The organism is Phytopseudomonas straminea, assembly GCF_900112645.1.
GTDB classification, from domain to species: domain Bacteria; phylum Pseudomonadota; class Gammaproteobacteria; order Pseudomonadales; family Pseudomonadaceae; genus Aquipseudomonas; species Aquipseudomonas straminea.
Window position 1 is genome coordinate 809,503 of the sequence record NZ_FOMO01000001.1, and the last position, 21,021, is coordinate 830,523.

Annotated in this window: 21 protein-coding genes; 13 read left to right on the forward strand and 8 right to left on the reverse strand. The window is 63.7% G+C overall.

Features of this window, described 5'->3' with window-relative positions; genetic code table 11:
- Nucleotides 1–13: 13 nt before the first annotated feature.
- Nucleotides 14–1,054, reverse strand: coding sequence for a LysM peptidoglycan-binding domain-containing protein (locus BM279_RS03690; RefSeq protein ID WP_093501028.1), 1,041 nt, complete (start codon nucleotides 1,052–1,054; stop codon nucleotides 14–16).
- Between the two features lie 153 nt (nucleotides 1,055–1,207).
- Between BM279_RS03690 and def the strand changes: the two genes are divergently transcribed.
- From def to BM279_RS03720, 6 genes are all read left to right on the forward strand, one after another.
- On the forward strand, nucleotides 1,208–1,714 hold the full coding sequence (gene def / locus BM279_RS03695) for a peptide deformylase (RefSeq protein WP_013789174.1): 507 nt from the start codon (nucleotides 1,208–1,210) through the stop codon (nucleotides 1,712–1,714).
- Between the two features lie 70 nt (nucleotides 1,715–1,784).
- Nucleotides 1,785–2,726, forward strand: a complete 942-nt coding sequence (fmt, locus tag BM279_RS03700) for a methionyl-tRNA formyltransferase (protein WP_093501030.1) — start codon at nucleotides 1,785–1,787, stop codon at nucleotides 2,724–2,726.
- Complete coding sequence (gene rsmB / locus BM279_RS03705) at nucleotides 2,723–4,039, forward strand: 16S rRNA (cytosine(967)-C(5))-methyltransferase RsmB (protein ID WP_093501033.1); 1,317 nt, start codon at nucleotides 2,723–2,725, stop codon at nucleotides 4,037–4,039. The genes fmt and rsmB overlap by 4 nt, the downstream gene beginning before the upstream one ends.
- Nucleotides 4,036–5,409, forward strand: coding sequence for a Trk system potassium transporter TrkA (gene trkA, locus BM279_RS03710; RefSeq protein WP_093501035.1), 1,374 nt, complete (start codon nucleotides 4,036–4,038; stop codon nucleotides 5,407–5,409). The genes rsmB and trkA overlap by 4 nt, the downstream gene beginning before the upstream one ends.
- An 11-nt stretch (nucleotides 5,410–5,420) precedes the next feature.
- Nucleotides 5,421–5,741, forward strand: a complete 321-nt coding sequence (locus BM279_RS03715; protein WP_093501037.1) for a tetratricopeptide repeat protein — start codon at nucleotides 5,421–5,423, stop codon at nucleotides 5,739–5,741.
- A gap of 146 nt (nucleotides 5,742–5,887) precedes the next feature.
- On the forward strand, nucleotides 5,888–7,693 hold the full coding sequence (locus BM279_RS03720) for a methyl-accepting chemotaxis protein (protein WP_093501039.1): 1,806 nt from the start codon (nucleotides 5,888–5,890) through the stop codon (nucleotides 7,691–7,693).
- Nucleotides 7,694–7,735: 42 nt separating this feature from the next.
- Here the strand turns inward: BM279_RS03720 and BM279_RS03725 are convergent, their stop codons facing one another.
- Complete coding sequence (locus BM279_RS03725; protein WP_093501041.1) at nucleotides 7,736–8,635, reverse strand: LysR family transcriptional regulator; 900 nt, start codon at nucleotides 8,633–8,635, stop codon at nucleotides 7,736–7,738.
- Between the two features lie 172 nt (nucleotides 8,636–8,807).
- Between BM279_RS03725 and BM279_RS03730 the strand changes: the two genes are divergently transcribed.
- On the forward strand, nucleotides 8,808–10,091 hold the full coding sequence (locus BM279_RS03730; protein WP_093501043.1) for an MFS transporter: 1,284 nt from the start codon (nucleotides 8,808–8,810) through the stop codon (nucleotides 10,089–10,091).
- Between the two features lie 70 nt (nucleotides 10,092–10,161).
- Here BM279_RS03730 and BM279_RS03735 read toward each other — a convergent pair whose 3' ends face one another.
- Nucleotides 10,162–10,812 (reverse strand): 7-cyano-7-deazaguanine/7-aminomethyl-7-deazaguanine transporter, encoded by a 651-nt coding sequence (locus BM279_RS03735; RefSeq protein WP_093501045.1) that lies wholly within the window; start codon nucleotides 10,810–10,812, stop codon nucleotides 10,162–10,164.
- A gap of 307 nt (nucleotides 10,813–11,119) precedes the next feature.
- Nucleotides 11,120–11,662 (reverse strand): C40 family peptidase, encoded by a 543-nt coding sequence (locus tag BM279_RS03740; RefSeq protein WP_093501048.1) that lies wholly within the window; start codon nucleotides 11,660–11,662, stop codon nucleotides 11,120–11,122.
- Nucleotides 11,663–11,914: 252 nt separating this feature from the next.
- On the opposite strand from BM279_RS03740, the gene choX reads away from it, so the two are divergent.
- Complete coding sequence (gene choX, locus BM279_RS03745) at nucleotides 11,915–12,841, forward strand: choline ABC transporter substrate-binding protein (RefSeq protein WP_093501051.1); 927 nt, start codon at nucleotides 11,915–11,917, stop codon at nucleotides 12,839–12,841.
- A 33-nt stretch (nucleotides 12,842–12,874) separates the two neighbouring features.
- Here the strand turns inward: choX and BM279_RS03750 are convergent, their stop codons facing one another.
- From BM279_RS03750 to BM279_RS03765, 4 genes are all read right to left on the reverse strand, one after another.
- A complete protein-coding gene (locus tag BM279_RS03750) occupies nucleotides 12,875–13,141 on the reverse strand; it encodes a PilZ domain-containing protein (RefSeq protein WP_093501053.1) in 267 nt (88 codons plus the stop codon).
- Between the two features lie 94 nt (nucleotides 13,142–13,235).
- Nucleotides 13,236–14,123, reverse strand: coding sequence for a lysophospholipid acyltransferase (locus tag BM279_RS03755; RefSeq protein WP_093501246.1), 888 nt, complete (start codon nucleotides 14,121–14,123; stop codon nucleotides 13,236–13,238).
- A gap of 89 nt (nucleotides 14,124–14,212) precedes the next feature.
- Nucleotides 14,213–14,827, reverse strand: coding sequence for a pyridoxamine 5'-phosphate oxidase family protein (locus tag BM279_RS03760; protein WP_093501055.1), 615 nt, complete (start codon nucleotides 14,825–14,827; stop codon nucleotides 14,213–14,215).
- Nucleotides 14,824–15,387, reverse strand: a complete 564-nt coding sequence (locus BM279_RS03765; protein WP_093501056.1) for a DNA-3-methyladenine glycosylase I — start codon at nucleotides 15,385–15,387, stop codon at nucleotides 14,824–14,826. The genes BM279_RS03760 and BM279_RS03765 overlap by 4 nt, the downstream gene beginning before the upstream one ends.
- A gap of 347 nt (nucleotides 15,388–15,734) precedes the next feature.
- On the opposite strand from BM279_RS03765, the gene glyQ reads away from it, so the two are divergent.
- The 5 genes from glyQ to BM279_RS03790 all read left to right on the forward strand — a co-directional run bounded on the left by glyQ (nucleotide 15,735) and on the right by BM279_RS03790 (nucleotide 21,011).
- The gene (gene glyQ, locus BM279_RS03770; protein ID WP_013789144.1) at nucleotides 15,735–16,682 is read left to right on the forward strand and encodes a glycine--tRNA ligase subunit alpha; all 948 of its coding nucleotides are present in this window, start codon (nucleotides 15,735–15,737) and stop codon (nucleotides 16,680–16,682) included.
- Nucleotides 16,679–18,733: a glycine--tRNA ligase subunit beta gene (gene glyS / locus BM279_RS03775; RefSeq protein ID WP_093501059.1), complete on the forward strand. Its 2,055-nt coding sequence runs from the start codon at nucleotides 16,679–16,681 to the stop codon at nucleotides 18,731–18,733. The genes glyQ and glyS overlap by 4 nt, the downstream gene beginning before the upstream one ends.
- 86 nt (nucleotides 18,734–18,819) lie before the next feature.
- Nucleotides 18,820–19,353, forward strand: a complete 534-nt coding sequence (gene gmhB, locus BM279_RS03780) for a D-glycero-beta-D-manno-heptose 1,7-bisphosphate 7-phosphatase (protein WP_093501061.1) — start codon at nucleotides 18,820–18,822, stop codon at nucleotides 19,351–19,353.
- A 35-nt stretch (nucleotides 19,354–19,388) separates the two neighbouring features.
- Nucleotides 19,389–20,165, forward strand: coding sequence for a lysophospholipid acyltransferase family protein (locus tag BM279_RS03785; RefSeq protein WP_093501064.1), 777 nt, complete (start codon nucleotides 19,389–19,391; stop codon nucleotides 20,163–20,165).
- A 228-nt stretch (nucleotides 20,166–20,393) separates the two neighbouring features.
- Nucleotides 20,394–21,011, forward strand: coding sequence for a CDP-alcohol phosphatidyltransferase family protein (locus BM279_RS03790; protein WP_093501067.1), 618 nt, complete (start codon nucleotides 20,394–20,396; stop codon nucleotides 21,009–21,011).
- Nucleotides 21,012–21,021: the final 10 nt, after the last annotated feature.

Consider the following 21,021-nt stretch of genomic DNA (forward strand, 5'->3'; position numbering starts at 1 on the left):
GAGCTTGCAGGTGTTACGGATTGCGTACCTTGTCCATCACCGCCAACTGCCGGGAGGCGTTGAGGATCATGCCGTAGCTGAGTTTCTCATAGGTGCGGAAGACCATCAGCAGGCCAGCGCGCTCGTCAGGAATCTTCACCGACTCGCCGGTAACCCGGTCGCGTACGGTTTCGCCGGTCTTGTAGACGGCCAGCACATTGCCGACCTCGAGACCGTCGCGGGCGCCCTTGCTCAGGGTGACCACGTCGAACTGGCCGATCTGGCTCACACCACGCGGCACGTCGAGGATCAGGCCCTTGATCTCGCTCTTCGGCTCGCTGGGCATGAAGGTCGAATTGATCGCGCGCTCCTCGGTGGGGAACAGGCGGTCACCGTTGCGCACTTCCTGGGTGGTGCGGGTCAGGTTGAGGGTGCCGATCTTGTCTTCTTCGGCAACGATTTCGCCACCGCCGATGTCATCGGCGTTGATGCCGAGAAATTCCTTGGTCTCAGGGTCGGTGTAGGTCTTGCCCTGGCGGAAGATGCCGTACACCGGCGCGGTCGGGTCGAAGCTACCGCGGGCGTAAACGCGGTCGCCCGCGCCACTGACCACCCGCTCGGCGTTGCCAGCAACGATATAAGGCGCACTCTGGAACTGCTCCGGCGAGTCGACGATGCGATTCTTGAGCAGGAAGCTGTTGATCGCCTCCAACGGAATGGTCGGAATGGCTTCAGCCATAGGCGTGCTGCGTACCTTCGGCGACAGCTTGATGGTGCCGCGCGAATCACCGCGACCCAGCACCAGGCGCGGCTTGCCGTCGATATAGACGAGGCTGAGCACATCACCGGGATAAATCAGATGAGGGTTCTGCACCTGGGGATTGGCGTGCCAGATTTCCGGCCACTTCCAGGGCTGGCTGAGGAACTTGCCCGAGATATCCCAGAGGGTGTCGCCCTTCACGACCGTGTAGCGGTCGGGATGACCTTCCTTGAGCTGCACATCGGCCAGGGCGAGCCCGGTCTGCGCCAGGCTGCTCGCGCCAACCAGCAGCAGGGCGAGTAGTGATTTCCTCATGCGGTGAATCCCTTTATGATGTGCCTTCGCGTGAAGCGCCCTAGCGCTGCGACAGAGCCCAGTAAATCCGCGGCTTGACGCCGTTTTTTGAATGCTTGCGTCATCTTAGCAGCGGATTTTGAATTTATTCCACAAGTGCATCACAAACGCATTATGGCGATTTTAAACATTCTCGAATTTCCCGATCCGCGCCTGCGCACCATCGCCAAGCCGGTGGACGTGGTCGATGACGCCCTGCGTCAGCTGATCGACGACATGTTCGAAACCATGTACGACGCCCCCGGGATCGGCCTCGCCGCCACCCAGGTGAATGTGCACAAGCGCGTGGTGGTGATGGATCTGTCCGAAGACAAGAGCGAGCCGCTGGTCTTCATCAACCCCGAGTTCGAGTCGCTGACCGACGAGATGGACCAGTACCAGGAAGGCTGCCTGTCGGTACCCGGTTTCTACGAGAACGTAGACCGCCCGCAGAAAGTGAAGATCAACGCCCTGGATCGCGACGGCAAGCCGTTCGAGATGATCGCCGAGGGCCTGCTCGCCGTGTGCATCCAGCACGAGTGCGACCACCTCAACGGCAAGCTTTTCGTCGACTACCTGTCCACGCTCAAGCGCGACCGCATCAAGAAGAAGCTGGAAAAGCAGCACCGCCAGCAGGCCTGATCGGGCCTCCAACAAAGGCTTGCCGCGGCAAGCCTTTTGTTTTTTCAGCACCCAGTCAAAGCGAGACCCCATGACCGAAGCTCTGCGTATCGTATTCGCCGGCACCCCGGAATTCGCCGCCGCTCACCTCAAGGCGCTGCTCGGCACCGACCACCAGATCGTTGCCGTGTACACCCAGCCGGATCGCCCAGCCGGCCGTGGCCAGAAGCTGATGCCCAGCCCGGTCAAACAGCTCGCTGTGGAAAACGCCATTCCTGTACTGCAGCCGCCAAGCCTCAAGGATTCCGCCGCCCAGGCCGAACTGGCGGCGCTGCAGCCGGACCTCCTGGTGGTGGTCGCCTACGGCCTGATCCTGCCCCAGGCGGTGCTGGATATTCCGCGCCTCGGCTGCATCAACAGCCATGCCTCGCTGCTGCCGCGCTGGCGCGGGGCGGCGCCGATCCAGCGCGCCGTGCAGGCTGGCGATGCCGAAAGCGGCGTGACCGTGATGCAGATGGAAGCCGGCCTCGACACCGGGCCGATGCTGCTCAAGGTGCGCACCCCGATCACAGCCGAAGACACTGGTGGCAGCCTGCACGACCGCCTGGCCGAGCTCGGCCCGCCGGCGGTGATCGAGGCCATCGCGGGTCTCGCCAACGGCACCCTGATGGGCGAAGTGCAGGACGACGCCCAGGCCAACTACGCTCACAAACTGAACAAGGATGAAGCGCGCATCGACTGGAGCCGCCCAGCCGATGAGCTGGAGCGACTGATCCGCGCCTTCAACCCCTGGCCGATCTGCCACAGCACCCTGAACGACGCGCCGCTCAAGGTATTATCCGGGCGAATCGGTGAAGGCCAGGGCCAGCCGGGCGAAATTCTCGCTGCCAGCAAGGACGGCCTGACCGTCGCCTGCGGCAGCGGCGCCCTGCTGCTCACCCGCCTGCAATTGCCCGGCGGCAAGGCGCTGAACTTCAGCGATCTGTACAACAGCCGCCGCGAGCAGTTCGCCGTCGGCACGGTGCTGGCATGAACCCCAGGCTGGCAGCGGCCCGCGCCCTGGCCGCGGTGCTCGACGGCAAGGCGTCGCTGGGCACCAGCCTGCCGCCGCTGCTCGACAAGGTCGAGGCCCGCGACCGCGGCCTCGCCCAGGATCTGGCCTTTGGCGCCGCACGCTGGCAGCCACGCCTCGAACTGATCGCCGGCAAGCTGCTGCGCAAGGCCTTCAAGGAAGGTGATCGCGACCTCGAGGCCCTGCTGCTGGTCGGCCTCTACCAGCTGTTCTACACACGCATCCCCGCCCACGCGGCAATCGGCGAGACGGTCGGCTGCGTCGACAAGCTGAAGAAGACCTCGGCCAAGGGCCTGCTCAACGCCGTGCTGCGCAATGCCCAGCGCGACAGCGAGAGCCTGCTTGCCGAACTGGATCGCGACCCGGTGCTGCACACCGCCCACCCGCGCTGGCTGCAGAAGCAGCTCAAGGCCTTCTGGCCCGAGCATTGGCAGGCCATATGCGCCGCCAACAACGCCCACCCGCCATTGATCTTGCGGGTCAACCTCCGCCACGGCAGCCGCGATGACTACCTGGCGCGACTGCGCCAGACTGGTTTCGAGGCCGAGCCCTGCACCTTCAGCCGCGACGGCATCCGTCTCTTGCAAGCCTGCGACGTCACCCTGCTGCCCGGCTTCGCCGAGGGCCACGTGAGCGTGCAGGACGAAGCCGCGCAACTGGCCGCCGAGCTGCTGCAACTGGCGCCCGGCCAGCGCGTGCTGGATGCCTGCGCAGCACCCGGTGGCAAGACCTGCCATTTGCTGGAAGCCGAGCCGGCGCTGAGCGAAGTGGTGGCCGTGGACCTGGAGGCCAAGCGCCTGGCGCGGGTACGCGAGAACCTCGATCGCCTCGGGCTCGAGGCCACCCTGATCGCCGCCGATGGCCGCAACACCGCCGCCTGGTGGGACGGCAAGCCGTTCCAGCGAATCCTGCTCGATGCGCCCTGCTCGGCCACCGGCGTGATCCGTCGCCACCCGGACATCAAGCTGACCCGCAAGGCCGATGACATTCCGGCGCTGGCCACGCTACAGGGCGAGCTGCTCGACGCGCTGTGGCCGACCCTGGAGGTCGGCGGCATCCTGCTGTACGCCACCTGCTCGACGCTGCCGACGGAAAACACCGAGGTCATCGACGCCTTCCTGGCGCGTACGCCCGGCGCCCGCGAGCTGGACATCGCCGGCCCGTTCGGCCTCAAGCAGCCCCATGGCCGGCAGCTGCTCGCCAAGCAGGACGGCCATGATGGTTTCTACTATGCCAAGCTGATCAAGATCGCAGCCGCTGGAGCAACCCGATGAAGATCATCATTCTCGGCGCCGGCCAGGTCGGCGGCACGCTGGCCGAACACCTGGCCAGCGAGGCCAACGACATCACCGTGGTGGACACCGACGGCGACCGCCTGCGCGCCCTGAGTGATCGCCTGGATATCCGCACCGTGCAGGGCAAGGGTTCGTTCCCGACCGTGCTGCGCCAGGCCGGCGCCGACGATGCCGACATGCTGGTGGCGGTGACCAACAGCGACGAAGTCAACATGATCGCCTGCCAGGTCGCCTACACCCTGTTCCATACCCCGACGCGCATCGCCCGGGTGCGCGAAGCGGCCTACCTGACCCGCGAAGCACTGTTCGACAACGAAGCCATTCCGGTCGACGTGCTGATCAGCCCCGAGCAGGTGGTGACCAATTACATCAAGCGCCTGATCGAATACCCCGGCGCCCTGCAGGTGATCGACTTCGCCGAGGGCAAGGCCCAGCTGGTCGGCGTCAAGGCGTACTACGGCGGCCCGCTGGTCGGCCAGCAGCTCAAGCAGATCCGCCAGCACATGCCCAAGGTCGACACCCGGGTGGCGGCGATCTTCCGCCGTGACCGGGCGATCATGCCCCAGGGCGATACGGTGATCGAAGCCGACGACGAGGTGTTCTTCATTGCCGCCAAGGCGGATATCCGCGCGGTGATGAGCGAGATGCGCCGCGTCGAGAACGAATACAAGCGGGTGGTGATCGCCGGCGGCGGGCATATCGGAGAACGCCTGGCCGAAGCCATCGAGAGCCGCTACCAGGTGAAGATCATCGAGATGAACCCGGCGCGCTGCCGCTACCTCTCCGAGAACCTGGAAAGCACCATCGTGTTGCAGGGCAGCTCGTCGGACCGCGACCTGCTGGTGGAAGAGAACATCAAGGACGCCGACATCTTCCTGGCCCTGACCAACGACGACGAAGCCAACATCATGTCGTCGCTGCTGGCCAAGCGCCTGGGCGCGCGCAAGGTGATGACACTGATCAACAACCCGGCCTACGTTGACCTGATCCAGGGCGGCGAGATCGACATCGCCATCAGCCCGCAGCTGGCCACCATCGGTAGCCTGCTGACCCACGTGCGCCGCGGCGATATCGAGAGCGTGCACTCGCTGCGCCGCGGCGCCGCCGAAGCCATCGAGGCCATCGCCCACGGCGACGCGCGCTCGAGCAAGGTGGTCGACAAGGCGATCAAGGACATCTCGCTGCCGCCGGGCACTACCATCGGCGCGATCATCCGCGACGAAGAAGTGCTGATCGCCCACGACGTGACGGTGATCGAGTCCGGCGACCACGTGATCCTGTTCGTGATGGACAAGAAGCACATCCGCGATGTGGAGCGGCTGTTCCAGGTCGGCCTGACATTCTTCTAAGGGAGCCTTTCATGAGCACTGATGCACTGGAAAAGATGCTCGCCAAGGGTGTGGATAACTCACTGCTGCGCTTCGGCCTGGGCAAGGGTTACCTGGATGCCGGCGATGCCAGCAAGGCTGCGGAACACCTGCAACGCTGCGTCGAACACGACCCGCAGTATTCGGCGGCGTGGAAGCTGCTCGGCAAGGCTCAGCAGTCTGCCGGCAACCTCGACAGCGCGCGCAGTGCATGGCAGCAGGGTATTGAAGCCGCCCAGGCCAAGGGCGACAAGCAGGCGGAAAAGGAAATGACCGTCTTCCTGCGCAAGCTGGACAAGAACACCAGCGTCTGAGCGGCGGTTCAGCACCAGCAAATTATCCTGAACGGCCGCGGCGAAATTTATCTCGTCGCCGATCTTAAGCCGTTCGTCGGCAAGCCGATAGCCCTAGGAAGCTCCAATAAAACCAACAATAAAACCGCTCTCCGGGGACGACCGCCATGTCCGCACTGCGCTCCATTCAAGGCCGCTATACCCTGTTTCTGGTGTTGTTCGTCCTGGTCCTTATGGTGCTGACCGTAGTCGGCATCGGCCAGCTGGTCGCCCCAACCCTGCGCCATACCGAAGAACAGGTGGTACTCAACCGCATCGACGAAGTGGCGGAAGACATCGAGGACGAGCTGAACAAGGTTCAGGCCCAGCAACGCAGCATCACCCAGACCATTCCCCTGTTGGAAAGCGACGCCATCGACAAGGTGCTGCCTGGCCTGGTCGACCAATACGGCGAGCTGAAGGTCTTCGGCGGCGGAATCTGGCCGTTGCCCAACCAGCGCACCCCAGGGCGTAACAAGCACAGCACTTTCTGGCACCGCGACGGCTCCGGCAAGCTGGTGGTCAATACCTTCTGGAACAGCGACCCGGCGCCCAACTACTACGACCAGAGCTGGTACAAGGGCGGCCTGGCCTCGCCCCGGGGCCAGTGCGCCTGGGCCGCTGCTTACAAGGACGATGCCAGCCAGGAGCCGCGAACCAACTGCGCCATGGCCATCCAGCGCAACGGCGTGGATTACGGCGTGGCCACCATCGACGTGACCTTGGGCTTCTTCAACGACCTGGTCGCCGACAAGGAGAAGGACATCGGCGGGCAGATGCTGATCGTTGAAGGCGACGGCAAGATCATCAGCAACAGCACCCACTTGAGTAGCCCGGTGGTGCTCAAGAACATCAGCGAGCTGACTGCCACCTCGGCGTTCGCAGTGCAGGTCAGCAAGGCGCTCTCCCAACGCAACCAGCCGGTGCAACGCAGCGAATTCGATAACGACGGCGTCGCCAGCACCCTCTATATGCGCGCGATCGACGGCACCCCGTGGTTCCTCGCCACCGCGCTGCCCACCTCGCAGATCACCGCCCAGCGCGATGACGTGCGGGGCACCCTGGCGCTGCTACAGATCCCCATGGTGTTGCTGCTCGTGGCAATGGCCGTGTATGCGATCCGCCAGCTGGTGCAGCGCATGAAGACCCTGAAAGCCAACATCGATGCACTGTCCACCGGCGATGCCGACCTCACCCGACGCATCACCATCCGTGCCGAAGACGAACTGGGCGCCACCGCCGACAGCGTGGCGCAGAACGCCGCGGAGACGGCCGCCTTCACCCAGCGCGCCAACGAGCATGCCGACCGCTCTCGCGTGGTAGTGGGCGAAGCCTCGAACAGCGTGACTGCGCTGATCGGCGAGGTAGCCAGTGCCACCAGCACCGTGGAGAACATGCGCCAGGACGCCGCGCGCATCACCGAAACCCTCGACGTAATCGGTGCCATTGCCGGGCAAACCAACCTGCTGGCCCTCAACGCCGCCATCGAAGCGGCGCGAGCAGGTGAGCAGGGTCGCGGCTTCGCGGTGGTCGCCGACGAAGTACGAGCCCTGGCGGCGCGCACCCAGGCCAGCACCTCGCAGATCAACGAGATGCTCGCCCGCCTGATCAGCGGGGTGAGCTCCTCGGTGACCGCCATGGAAAATACCCAGGCCAGTTGCCAGTCGGAGGCGGACGCCACAGCGCGGGTCAATGCCGGGCTCGACGAGATGGCCAGCTCGGTCAACCAGATCAACACGCTCAGTACCCAGATCGCCACCGCCGCCAAGCAGCAGAGCGCAGTGACCGAGGAGATCAACCACAGCATGGTGCAGATCCGCCACATGGTCGACGATCTTGTGCAGAGCGGCCACGCCAGCGAAGACAACACCCGCAGCCTGCTGGAAGCCAACGGCCGGGTGATCAGCCTGATGAACCGCTTCAAGGTACGTTGATCGACGGCCGGCTCCCACGCCTGATGAGCGAGTCGGCACTCGCTACTTGAGCGCCTGCACCTCGCGGGTCAGCAGGTCGATAAATGCCTGGGCCAGGGGCGAGCGTTCCTGGCGGCGTTTGACCAGCCACACCGCGGTGGTGGCGTCGGTATCGGTCAGGGTGCGAAACACCACGCCATCGATGCGAATGCGCCGAAACGACGCCGGCAACACCGACACCCCAAGCCCCGCGGCCACCAGACCGATGATGGTCAACGCCTCGTGGGCCTCCTGGGTAATGCGCGGGCTGAACCCGGCTTGGCGCGCCAGGTTGAACAGCTGTCCGTACAGGCCGCTGCCATAGCTACGCGGAAAGAACACGAACGGCTCGTTTGCCAGTTCGGCAAGCGCCAGCCCTCGATCGTGCTCACCGGCCAATGGATGTCCGGCATGCAGCAGCGCCACCAGCGGCTCGCGCAGCAGCTCAACCGCGTCCAGCTCGGCGGGTAACTCCAGCGGGCGAATCATGCCGATCTGCAGCTTCTTTTCCAGCAGCGCCTGGCTGACCTGGCGGCTGGTCATTTCCTGCAGATTGAGGTGCACCGCCGGGAACGCCTGGCGAAAGGCGAATACCGCCCGCGGAATGATCGACACGAACGGTGCCGAAGCGGTAAAGCCGATCTGCAGTTCGCCGATTTCGCCTTGCTCGGCGCGGCGCACCACGTCCACCGACTTGCTGACCTGTGCGAGGGTCTGCCGCGTTTCCTCGAGAAACAGCCGCCCGGCATCGGTGAGCGCAACATGTCGGTTACTGCGCTCGAACAGGCGCACGCCGAGTTCCTGCTCCAGTGCCTGGATCTGCTGGCTCAGCGGTGGCTGAGAGATACCCAACAGATCGGCGGCACGGCCGAAGTGCAGCTCTTCGGCCACCGCCACGAAGTAACGCAAATGGCGCAATTCCATGTTCGCTCCAATAGGTCGCCATACGTATCGATTGGGTCGAATATTATATTGGAAAGAACTTGCCAGCCTACTTATCCTGACGCCATTCCCAATAACAACAACCACCCGTGCTGGCCGGTGCCAGCGCATACGGCGGCGTTTTGCCTGGGGAAAGTAAATTCACGAGGAAGCAATGAGTCAGCCCGTTACACCCGACGCGTGCATCAGCCCCCAGAATGAGAAACCTGCGCCCGGCAGCGCGCCTCTGGAGCCCATTTACATCCAGAAGGGCACCCATGCCTTTCTGCGCACCATTCTCGCCATGTGCAGCGGCGGTTTCGCCACCTTCGCGCTGCTCTACTGCGTGCAACCGATGATGCCGATGCTGGCGCGCCAGTTCGATTTGAGCGCCGCGCAGAGCAGCCTGATCCTTTCCGTCTCTACCATCACCCTGGCCCTCGGCCTGTTGATAACCGGGCCGCTGTCCGATGCACTGGGCCGTAAACCGGTAATGGTCGTGTCGCTGCTCGCCGCCGCCGTGTTCACCGTCGGCAGTGCGCTGATGCCAACCTGGGAAGGCGTGCTGGTGATGCGCGCACTGGTCGGCCTTGCGCTCAGCGGTCTGGCCGCCGTAGCCATGAGTTACCTCAGCGAGGAAATCGACCCGCTGCACCTGGGCCTGGCCATGGGCGTGTACATCGGCGGCAACGCCATCGGTGGCATGAGCGGGCGCCTGCTCAGCGGCGTGTTGGTCGACTTCATGTCCTGGCACGCGGTACTCGGCACCCTGGGTGGCCTGGGCTTGCTGGCCGGTCTGGCGTTCTGGCGCCTGCTGCCCGAGTCGCGCAACTTCCGCGCCCGCTCGCTGCGCCCGCGCAGCCTGCTGCAGGGCTACACCCTGCAATTTCGTGATGCGGGCCTGCCGTGGTTGTTCCTGCAGGGCTTCCTGCTGATGGGCGCCTTCGTGACCCTGTTCAATTACATTGGCTACCGGCTGATCGAAGCGCCGTTCAAGCTCGACCAGACCAGCATCGGCCTGCTGTCGATCGTCTATCTGTCCGGCATCTACAGCTCCGCGCAGGTCGGCGCCCTGGCCGACAAGCTGGGCCGGCGCAAGGTGCTGTGGGCGGTGATCGGCCTGATGCTAGGCGGCCTGGTGCTGACCCTGTTCAACGTGCTGCCGGTGATCCTGGTTGGCATGCTGCTGTTCACCTTCGGTTTCTTCGGCGCCCACTCGGTATCGAGCAGCTGGATCGGCCGCCGCGCCAAGCAAGCAAAGGGCCAGGCATCGTCGCTGTACCTGTTCTGCTACTACCTGGGCTCCAGCGTCGCCGGCACCTTGGGCGGCGTGTTCTGGCAGGCCGGCGGCTGGGACGGCCTGGGCCTGTTCATCGGCTCGCTGCTGTTGATCTCCCTGGCCGTAGCCCTGCACCTGTCGCGCCTGCAGGCGTTGCCCATAGCGGTGGCGTCGCGCTGAGCCGATCACACGCGTAAACAAAAACGCCGGATGCCCGTGAGGGGATCCGGCGTTTTCGTGTGCGGCTGACTCAGTTCAGCACGCTGCGTTGCGGCAGGCGCCGTACGATGGCGCCAAGCAGCATGCCGTACAGCGGCACGAACAGCGCCAGGCTGACGGCCAGCTTGATCACGTAATCCACCATGGCGATTTCCACCCAGTTGGCAGCCATGAAAGGGTCGCTGCTCTGCCAGAAGGCGATGGAGAAGAACGCCAGGGTATCCATGGCCTGGCCGAACACGCTCGAGGCAGTCGGCGCAATCCACCACTGCGGCAACTTGCGCAGGCGGTCGAACACCTGAATGTCGAGCAGTTGGCCAAGCACGTATGCCAGGAAGCTGGCCAGCGCGATGCGGAACACGAACAGGTTGAATTCGCCGATGGCCGCCAGGCCGCCAAAGGCGCCGTCATGGAACAGCACCGAGACGATGTAGGAAGCGATCAGTGCCGGCACCATCACTCGGGCGATCACCACGCGGGCAGCGTGCTTGCCGATCAGGCGTACGGTAAGGTCGGTGGCCAGAAAGATGAACGGAAAGCTGAACGCACCCCAGGTGGTGTGCCAGCCGAACAGGGTGATCGGCAGCTGCACCAGGTAGTTGCTGGCGATGATGATGAGGATGTGAAACGCGATCAGCGCTGCCAATACGGAGCGGCTGACCGAGGCGGGAAGCAGGGTCATGGGATGTCCTTTTTCGTGAAATGGGGTTAGGGAACCCATTGCTGCCACCGACATGGCAGCGAGCGGCGCGCAGTGTACTGCCTGGACCGCGCTGGCGACAGCCCGCCTGGCGGATGGCGGGCTTCTTCAATAGTGATGCGTCGAAGGAAGAAGCAGACGTTGCGCAGCTGCTTTGTGGGAGGGGCTTCAGCCACGAGCTTTACCAGGCGCAAAGAACTCGGGGCTAAAGCGGATCGCCGCCCGGCCCCTCCTACAATTCACGCGAACGGCCACTCCCGCCACACAACATGTCGTTCCGCCGATCCTGTCAGTTGTTACTCGCCAGCTGCGCACCGTCCGGCATCACCCGACGCGCCAGCTGGAAGTGCTTCTTCCAGTAGCCGTCGCTGAGCTTGTCGATACGCACGTTGGTGCCGCGACGCGGCGCGTGAATGAAGCGGTCGTTGCCCAGGTAAATGGCCACGTGGTCGACGTTGCGCCCGCGGATGCGGAAGAACAGCAGATCGCCCGGCTCCAGATCGCCCTTGGCCACCTTGGGGCCGTCGACGCGGGAGAGGTCGCGGGAAGTACGCGGCAGATCGAGGTCATCGACCTGCTTGAAGGCGTATTTGACTAAGCCGCTGCAGTCGAAACCGTGCTCGGGGCTGGTGCCACCCCAGCGATAGGGCGTGCCCAACGCGCTCAATGCGCGACGAACAACGGCTTGGGAGGAGTTAGGATCGAGTTTGGCGGGGGCGACGACACGGCTGCTGCCGTCCTGCATGTGAACCCGGAAGCTGGCGGATGCGTTGCCAGCCGCAGCACATAAGAGGGTGCTACCTAAAATCAGAGAGATAATCAGTTTATTCAATGTGATGACCTAGAAAGAAGACTCAAGCCAAGCGCCGCGAATCCCTTCCTGAATCAGCCACTTGCAACCTAAATAATGAAATAAAAGAGTGCTCCGCACATCCCATGGACGGACAGCCCAAGACCACAATCGGTTCAATTCTGTTCACCTTTGGCGACGAACGGTATATGCCGTTAACGATCTCCAACGGCAATAAGATCAGCACCTTCATCTGCTAGGGTTAAGGCTTCCTCATGCATAAGGACACCGCCGATGAAGCCTCTGAAGACCGTGATCACCGCCGGGTTGCTGGCCCTCAGCGTCAGCCTCCATGCCCACGCCGAAGACGCCAAGTGCGCCAGCGTCAGCCTTGCCGACCCGGGCTGGAGCGATATCGCGGTCACCAACGGAATCGCCAGCCTGCTGCTCGATGGCCTGGGCTACAAAGCGCAGACGCGCACCCTGGCCGTGCCGATCATCTTCGCCGGGTTGCAGAAAGGGCAGGTCGACGTGTTCCTCGGCAACTGGATGCCGGCCGGCCAGCACGACTACGACCGCTACGTAGCCAGCGGGCAGATCGACAAGGTGGTGGAAAACCTCGGCGGCACCGAATACACCCTGGCCGTGCCGACCTACGCCCACGAAGCTGGCGTGAAGGATTTCAACGACCTCGCCAAATTCGCCGACAAGTTCGGCAAGAAGATCTATGGCATCGGCTCGGGCTCGCCGGCCAATGACTATATTCGCCAGATGATCGCCGGTAACGAGTTTGGCCTGGGCGACTGGCAGCTGGTCGAGTCAAGCGAGCAGGCCATGCTGGTACAGGTCGGCCGCGCGGTGAAACGCGACGAGTTCGTGGTGTTCCTGGGCTGGACGCCGCACCCGATGAACGTGCAGTTCGACATGCAGTACCTCAAGGGCGGCGAGAAATTCTTCGGCAGCACCGGTTCGGTCAACACCCTGGCCCGCAAAGGCTTTGTTGCCGAATGCCCGAACGTGGGCAAGCTGCTGACCAACCTGAAATTCACCCAGGAGATGGAAAACACCATCATGGACGACGTGCTCAACCGCAAGGAGGCCAACGGCACCGCCATCAAAAACTGGATCAAGGCCAACCCGCAGGTGCTAGACGGCTGGCTGGAGGGTGTGAAAACCCGTGATGGCGGTGACGGACTGGCGGCAGTGAAGGCCAAGCTGTAAGCACGAGGCCGGCGGAGCGCCGGCCTGTCGAATTCACTCGCGAATAAAGCGCAGCCCCACGCCCTCGGGGGTAACGCGCATGACTTCCATTTCCAGGATGGGCGCCGCGATGGGCAAATCCTGCACCTGGCCGGTCACCCGGGTGCCGAGTTCCAGAGCGGCCAGGTCATCGTGCTTGACGTACACGCCCCCGTCGGACAGGTCGCGGGTCTGAGCGACCAGCTCGCCGAAGCTCGGGTGGCAAATCTTGATGCGGCATTTCATCGGTGTACGGGGATGCTGACGCTGGTTGGCAGACATGTCCTGGCAGCCTCGAGAAGGTGTGCCCCGTTAATAGCTCAAAACACCGAACAAGCCTAGCGAAACGGCGCCTCATTGCGAGGCGCCACAAATTTCAGTACCAGCGCGCTTCGCCCTCGGGGCGTTTCTTGAAACGCTTCATGCTCCACATGTACTGGCTGGGGTAGGCGCGCACGTACTTCTCGACCACGCTGCTCATGGCCGCCACAGCGGTGTAGGTGTCTTCGCTGTACATCGCTTCCGGCGCGGCTTCGAGGATGACCTTGTAGCCGGAGCCATCTTCAAGGCGCAGCGCATGCAGGAACACGCCCACCGCCTTGCCGCCGGCAAGCATGCCCGGCACGAACTTGCTGGTCAGCGCCACGGTGCCGCAGAAGGGCACGAACATCCCGGACGACAGGCTTGGCTCCGGGTCGGCGGGAATGCCCACCGCGCCGCCCTTGCGCACTTCCTTGATGACGCTGAGGATGCCTTCCTTGGTCGACGGTGCCACGCGGTTGCCCAGCTGCACGCGCTGCTCGCGCAGCAGGTCATCGACCGCCTTGAGCTTGGGCGGGCGGTAGAAAATGATCGGTTTGCACTGCGAGCAGTAGAAGTGGTTGAGCACTTCCCAGTTGCCCAGGTGGCTGGTAATGCCGACCACGCCCTTGCCAGAAGCCAGCGCCGCTTCCAGCACTTCCAGGCCTTCGACTTCACGCACGCGCGCCAGCGACTTGTGCGCGGGCCAGACCCAGGCGCAAGCACTTTCGGTCAGGGTGCGGCCAATGTCCATGAGGCTGCGGCCTACCAGCTTGTCGTGCTCGGCAGCATTCAATTCGGGGAAGCATTTGGCGAGGTTGATGCGCACCACGTCACGAGAGCCGTTGGGCAGCCTCCACATCAGCCAGCCGATGATCGCACCGAGCGACTGCACAGCGCGCCAGGGCAGGAGGGCAAACAAGCGCAGGGAACCGACCACCAGCGCGCCTTTGAGCTTTTCCACGAACAGCTCCGATTGAGAAAAGGCGTCCATTGTAACCGCCCGAAGAGCCGATGTGGCCGTTACATACACGAACAGAAACGCGCAAACCTTCAGTAAAGCTGGGTTTTCAGGCGCTCCTGAAGCTGCTGTTCGTAGGCTTCGACGTCGAAACTCTCGTCCATCACCGCTTTGAGCAGGTCGCCCGCCGACGGCAGGCTGGCCCGCTCAACTTGGCGCTCGGCATTCCACAGGCCCGAGCGCACCGCCGCCTTGGAACACTGGAAGTAGCAGGTGTCGACGCTGATGCGCAGCACGCTGCGCGGCAGCTTACCTTGCGCTTCGCACAGCGCCAGCAATTCAGGGTCCAGCGAGATGCTCGCGCGGCCGTTGACCCGGAAGCTCTCGCCGACCCCAGGGATCAGAAACAGCAGCGCCACCTGGGGGTCGTGGATGATGTTGCGCAAGGAGTCGATGCGGTTGTTGCCGGGGCGATCCGGCAGCAGCAGGGTGCGCTCATCGAGAACTCGTACGAACCCCGGTGCGTCGCCCCGCGGCGAGCAGTCCAGCCCGTCCGGGCCGTGAGTGCCCAGCACCACGAAAGGCGATGCGGCCACCAGCGCCTGATAGGGCGCGCTCAGGCAGGGCATTTCCTTGCGCAGCGAGCGCTCATGAGGCATGCCGTACAGCGCCTGCAGCTGCTCGAGGGTGTCGATGGTGGCGCTCATGGGCGGGCCTCCTGTTGCAGTTGGGCGTAGCGATCGCAGTCGCGGGTGTGGTCCATGACCATGCCGGTGGCCTGCATGAAGGCGTAGCAGATGGTCGGACCGACGAAGGTGAAGCCGGCCTTCTTCAACGCCTTGCTCATGGCCTCGGCTTCGGGCGTGACCGCCGGTACGTCGCCACGGCCCTCGAAATGGTTGATCTTCGGCTGGCCGCCGACGAACGACCAGAGCAGCGCCACCGGATCGTCCAGGCGCAGCCAGGCCTGGGCATTCTTGCGCGCAGCCTGCAGCTTGAGGCGATTGCGGATGATGCCCGAGTCCTGCATCAGGGTTTCGATGTAATCGTCGCTCATTGCGGCCAGGCGCTCGGCATCGAAGCCGAACAGCACTTCACGATAACGCTCGCGTTTCTTCAGCACGGTGATCCACGACAACCCGGCCTGGGCGCCTTCGAGCAGCAGCATCTCGAACAGATGCTGGGGATCGCGCGACGGCACACCCCATTCCTCGTCGTGATAGGCCTGATACAGGGGATCGTCGTTACACCAGAAACAGCGGGGCATGGCAGTCGGCTCGGTGAGGGGCGAGGGCAGACTATAACCGCGGACTAAAGGCTCCTGTAGCCTGGGTGAAATCCGGGAAGCGATATTGGTCCGACTGCCAGGTTATCCGCTGAAGGGCGGATGGCGATTTTCGCGCGCATGGCGCGCTCCAACAAACGCCGGGGCGAGTCGTCGCCAGAGGGCTCACCTCTCGCCAGCTTCAAACTCATCGAGGCCACAACACTATCCACAGGACATGCCCTGCGCCGCGGCCGTTTTATCAGGCAAGACGGCGCAGCATGCGGGCTGCGCCTTGCTTCGGGTATACTCTCCGGCTTTCTGTCGCAGCCCCAACAGGTGAATTTTTCGTGAGCCAGACAACGCCTGCCGTGCGCACCTTCCAGGACTTGATCCTCGCCCTGCAACAATACTGGGCCGAGCAAGGCTGTGTGGTACTGCAACCCTATGACATGGAAGTGGGCGCCGGTACCTTCCACACCGCCACGTTCCTGCGCGCCATCGGCCCGGAAACCTGGAACGCCGCTTACGTGCAGCCATCGCGTCGCCCCACCGACGGCCGCTACGGCGAGAACCCCAACCGCCTGCAGCACTACTACCAGTTCCAGGTGGTCCTGAAGCCCAACCCGGAAAACTTCCAGGAGCTTTACCTGGGCTCGCTGAAGGCCATCGGCATCGATCCGCTGGTGCACGACATCCGTTTCGTCGAAGACAACTGGGAATCGCCGACCCTGGGCGCCTGGGGTCTGGGCTGGGAAATCTGGCTCAACGGCATGGAAGTCACCCAGTTCACGTACTTCCAGCAGGTCGGCGGCATCGAGTGCTACCCGGTCACCGGCGAGATCACCTACGGTCTCGAGCGCCTGGCCATGTACCTGCAGGGCGTCGATTCGGTCTACGACTTGGTGTGGACCGACGGCCAGTTCGGCAAGGTGACCTACGGCGACGTGTTCCACCAGAACGAAGTGGAGCAGTCGACCTACAACTTCGAGCACGCCAACGTCGAGAAACTGTTCGAGCTGTTCGACTTCTACGAAAGCGAAGCCAACCGCCTGATCGAACTGGAGCTGCCGCTGCCGACCTACGAGATGGTCCTCAAGGCTTCGCACACCTTCAACCTGCTGGATGCCCGCCGCGCCATTTCGGTGACCGCGCGCCAGCAGTACATCCTGCGCGTGCGCACCCTGGCCCGCGCCGTGGCGCAGAGTTATCTGCAGGCCCGTCGCCGCCTGGGCTTCCCGCTCGCCGCCCCCGATCTGCGTGATGAAGTACTGGCCAAGCTGGAGGCAGCAGAATGAGTGCGCTCGATTTTCTGGTTGAACTGGGCACCGAAGAGCTGCCACCCAAAGCCCTGAAAACCCTGGGCGAATCCTTCCTCGCCGGTATCGAGAAAGGCCTCAAGGCCGCCGGCCTGAGCTACCGTGGCGCGCGCTACTACGCCGCGCCGCGCCGCCTGGCCGTGCTGGTCGAGCAACTGGCCACCGAACAGCCGGACCGCACCGTCAACCTCGACGGCCCGCCCGTGCAGGCCGCCTTCGACGCCGAAGGCAATCCGACGCAGGCTGCACTGGGCTTCGCCAAGAAGTGCGGCGTGGAACTGTCGGCCATCGACCAGAGCGGGCCGAAGCTGAAATTCAGCCAGCACATCCCCGGCCAACGCGCCTACACGCTGCTGCCCGGCATCGTGGAAAACTCGCTGAACGAGCTGCCGATTCCCAAGCGCATGCGCTGGGGTGCCCGCAAGACCGAATTCGTCCGCCCGAGCCAGTGGCTGGTGATGCTGTTCGGCGACCAGATCGTCGACTGCGAAATCCTCGCCCAGAAGGCCAACCGCTTCTCCCGTGGCCACCGCTTCCACGCCAACCATGAAGTGCGCATCTCTGCGCCCGCCATGTACGCCCAGGAGCTACGCGCCGCCTACGTGATCGCGGACGTCGCCGAGCGCCGCGAGCAGATCGCCAAGCGCATCGAACAGCTGGCCACCGAGCAGCAGGGCAGCGCCATCGTGCCACCGGCGCTGCTCGACGAAGTCAGCGCCCTGGTCGAATGGCCGGTGCCGCTGGTCTGCTCTTTCGAGGAGCGCTTCCTGGAAGTGCCCCAGGAAGCGTTGATCACCACCATGCAGGACAACCAGAAGTACTTCTGCCTGCTCGATGCCGACGGCAAGCTGCTGCCGCGCTTCATCACCGTGGCCAACGTCGAGAGCAAGGATCCGACGCAGATCATCTCCGGTAACGAGAAGGTCGTGCGCCCGCGTCTCACCGACGCCGAGTTCTTCTTCAAACAGGACAAGAAGCAGCCGCTGGAAGCGTTCAATCAGCGCCTGGCCAACGTAGTGTTCCAGGCCCAGCTCGGCACCGTCTACGACAAGGCCCAGCGCGTCTCGGCCCTGGCCGGATTCATCGCCGGACGCATCGGCGGCGACGCCAAGCGTGGCGCTCGCGCCGGCCTGCTGAGCAAGTGCGACTTGGCCAGTGAAATGGTCGGTGAATTCCCGGAAATGCAGGGCATCGCCGGCTACTACTACGCGCTGAACGATGGTGAGCCGGAAGACGTCGCCCTGGCCCTGAACGAGCAGTACATGCCACGTGGCGCGGGCGCCGAGCTGCCGAGCACCCTGACCGGTGCGGCAGTGGCCCTGGCCGACAAGCTCGACACCCTGGTCGGCATCTTCGGTATCGGCATGCTGCCCACCGGCAGCAAGGACCCGTACGCACTGCGCCGTGCTGCCCTGGGCGTGCTGCGCATCCTCATCGAGAAGGGTCTGGAGCTGGACCTGGGCGCCACCGTCGAGTTCGCCGTGCGCCAGTACGGCAACAAGGTCAAGGCCGCCGGCCTGGCCCCGCAGGTGCTGGAATTCATCTTCGACCGCCTGCGTGCGCGCTATGAAGACGAAGGCGTGGACGTATCTGTCTACCAGGCCGTGCGTGCCGTGAACCCGCTGTCGCCGCTGGACTTCGACCAGCGTGTGCAGGCCGTGCAGGCCTTCCGCAAGCTGCCTGAAGCCGAAGCACTGGCCGCCGCCAACAAGCGTGTGTCCAACCTGCTGAGCAAGGCCGACGGGCAAGTGGCGAGCAGCATCGAAGCCCACTACTTCGATACGCCGGCCGAGTTCACCCTCAACGCCGCGATCCAGAAGGCCGACAATGCCGTGCAACCGCTGGCGCAGTCGCGTCAGTACCGCGAAGCGCTGGCCCAACTGGCCTCGCTGCGTACGCCGGTGGACGCCTTCTTCGAAGCGGTGCTGGTCAACGCCGAAGACCCCAAGGTTCGCGCCAACCGCTATGCGCTGCTGGCGCGTCTGCGTGGCCTGTTCCTGGGCGTCGCCGATATCTCGGTACTGGGCTAACGCCCAAGGCGCAAGGCTTCAAGCTACAGGCCGCAGGCTCAATAGCCGGACCTGAAGCCTGAAGCCTGAGGCCTGGAGCCAGTTTTATGAAGCTGATCATTCTCGACCGCGACGGGGTCATCAACCAGGATTCCGACGCCTATATCAAAAGCCTCGAGGAGTGGATTCCGATCCCCGGCTCCATCGAGGCCATCGCCGCGCTGAGCAAGGCGGGCTGGACCGTGGCCGTGGCCACCAACCAGTCCGGCATCGCTCGCGGCTATTATCCACTGAGCGTGCTGGAAGCCATGCACGCGCGGTTGCGTGAGCGGGTGGCGGAGCAGGGCGGTGAAGTCGGCCTGATCGTGCAGTGCCCCCATGGCCCGGACGATGGCTGCGATTGCCGCAAGCCCAAGCCCGGCATGCTGCGCCAGATCGGCGCGCACTACGATGTGTCGCTCGCCGGCGTGTGGTTCGTGGGTGACAGCGCCAGTGACCTGGAAACGGCGCTCGCCGTCGACTGTCAGCCCGTGCTGGTGAAAACCGGCAAGGGCGAACGCACCCTGGCCAAAGCCGCTCTGCCAACCGGCACCCTGATATTCGACGACCTGGCGGCCGTGGCTGCCCGGCTTCTCACTTGATAGCGCAGGCACGCCCTGCCACGGTAATCGCTCCCATGTCGCCAGTGCAGTCCCTCAGAACCGTACTCTTCTACCTGCTGCTGTCTTCCAGCTCGTTCGTCTGGTGCATCATCAGCGTGTTCGTCGCGCCCTTCCTGCCGTTCCGTGCCCGCTACCGTTTCGTGGTGCAGGCCTGGTGCCGCAGTGCCGTCTGGCTGGCCAAGGTGATTGCCGGCATCAAGTACGAGGTTACGGGCGCAGAAAATATTCCCGAGCGCCCCTGTGTGATCCTCGCCAAGCACCAGAGCACCTGGGAGACCTTCTTCCTGTGCGCCTACTTCGAGCCGCTGAGCCAGGTCATCAAGCGCGAGCTGATGTACGTGCCGTTCTTCGGCTGGGCGCTGTCCATGCTCAAGCCCATCGCCATCGATCGCAGCAACCCCAAGGCCGCGCTCAAGCAACTCGCCCAACAGGGCCGCACGCGCCTGGAACAAGGCGCCTGGGTACTGGTGTTCCCGGAAGGCACGCGCATCCCGGACGGCCAGATCGGCAAGTTCTCCCGCGGCGGCACCGCCTTGGCGGTGAACAGCAACCTGCCGGTGCTGCCGATTGCCCACAATGCCGGGCAGTTCTGGCCGAAAGACGGCTGGAGCAAGAAACCAGGCGTGGTGCAGGTGGTGATCGGCCCGGCGATGTATGCCGAAGGCGAGGGCCCACGGGCGATTGCCAACCTCAACGACCGCGCTTTCGAGTGGGTCAGCCAAGCGCAATGTGAAATCGGTGCCTTGAGTCCGCAAGCCGCCGCAGTGGAAACGTCCAACGATCTCGCCTGACGCGATCTGTGGATAACCTGTTGAGCAATTTTCCATTTAATTGAATTTACACTCCCATGGTACTGATAAATAAGGATTTTTATTGGTACCCATTCTGTCGATAAAGTGGGCATAAGTTTTTGCGCGACACATGACGATATTCACGTTGGCATCTCGCCTGACGGGGGCTTAAACGGCTAAGCTGGCGAACTGCAAAACCTAGAAACATGGCGAAACGGAGTTCGTAGCATGCTTTCGATCTATCAGCTGAAACCCCGCTTTCAGAATCTTCTGCGCCCCCTGGTGCAACGCCTGTACGACCGCGACGTCACTGCCAACCAGGTGACGCTGGCCGCTGCCGTGGTGTCGGTGCTCATCGGCCTGCTGCTGGCGATCTTTCCCGACCGCCTCTGGCTGTTCGCACTGATCCCGCTGTGGATGATTCTGCGTATGGCGCTCAACGCCGTGGACGGCATGCTGGCCCGCGAGTTCAGCCAGCAATCTACTCTAGGGGCCTACCTTAACGAGCTGTGCGACGTGATCGCCGATGCCGCCTTGTTCCTGCCTTTCGCCTTGCTGCCTGGCGTGTCACCGACTCTGGTGGTGATCCTGGTGCTGTTCGCGCTGATCAGCGAATACGCCGGGGTGATGGGGCCGATGGTCGGCGCCTCGCGCCGCTATGACGGCCCGATGGGCAAGAGCGATCGCGCCTTCTGCTTTGGCGTGCTGGGCGCTGGCGTGGCCACCGCGCTCTTGCCGCTGAGCTGGATCAACCCGATTCTCGCGGTAATCACCGCGCTGCTGCTGTACACGCTGTTCAACCGCGTACGCCAGGGCCTGGCGCAAGCGTCTTCTTCTGCGCAATAGGAATGCCTCG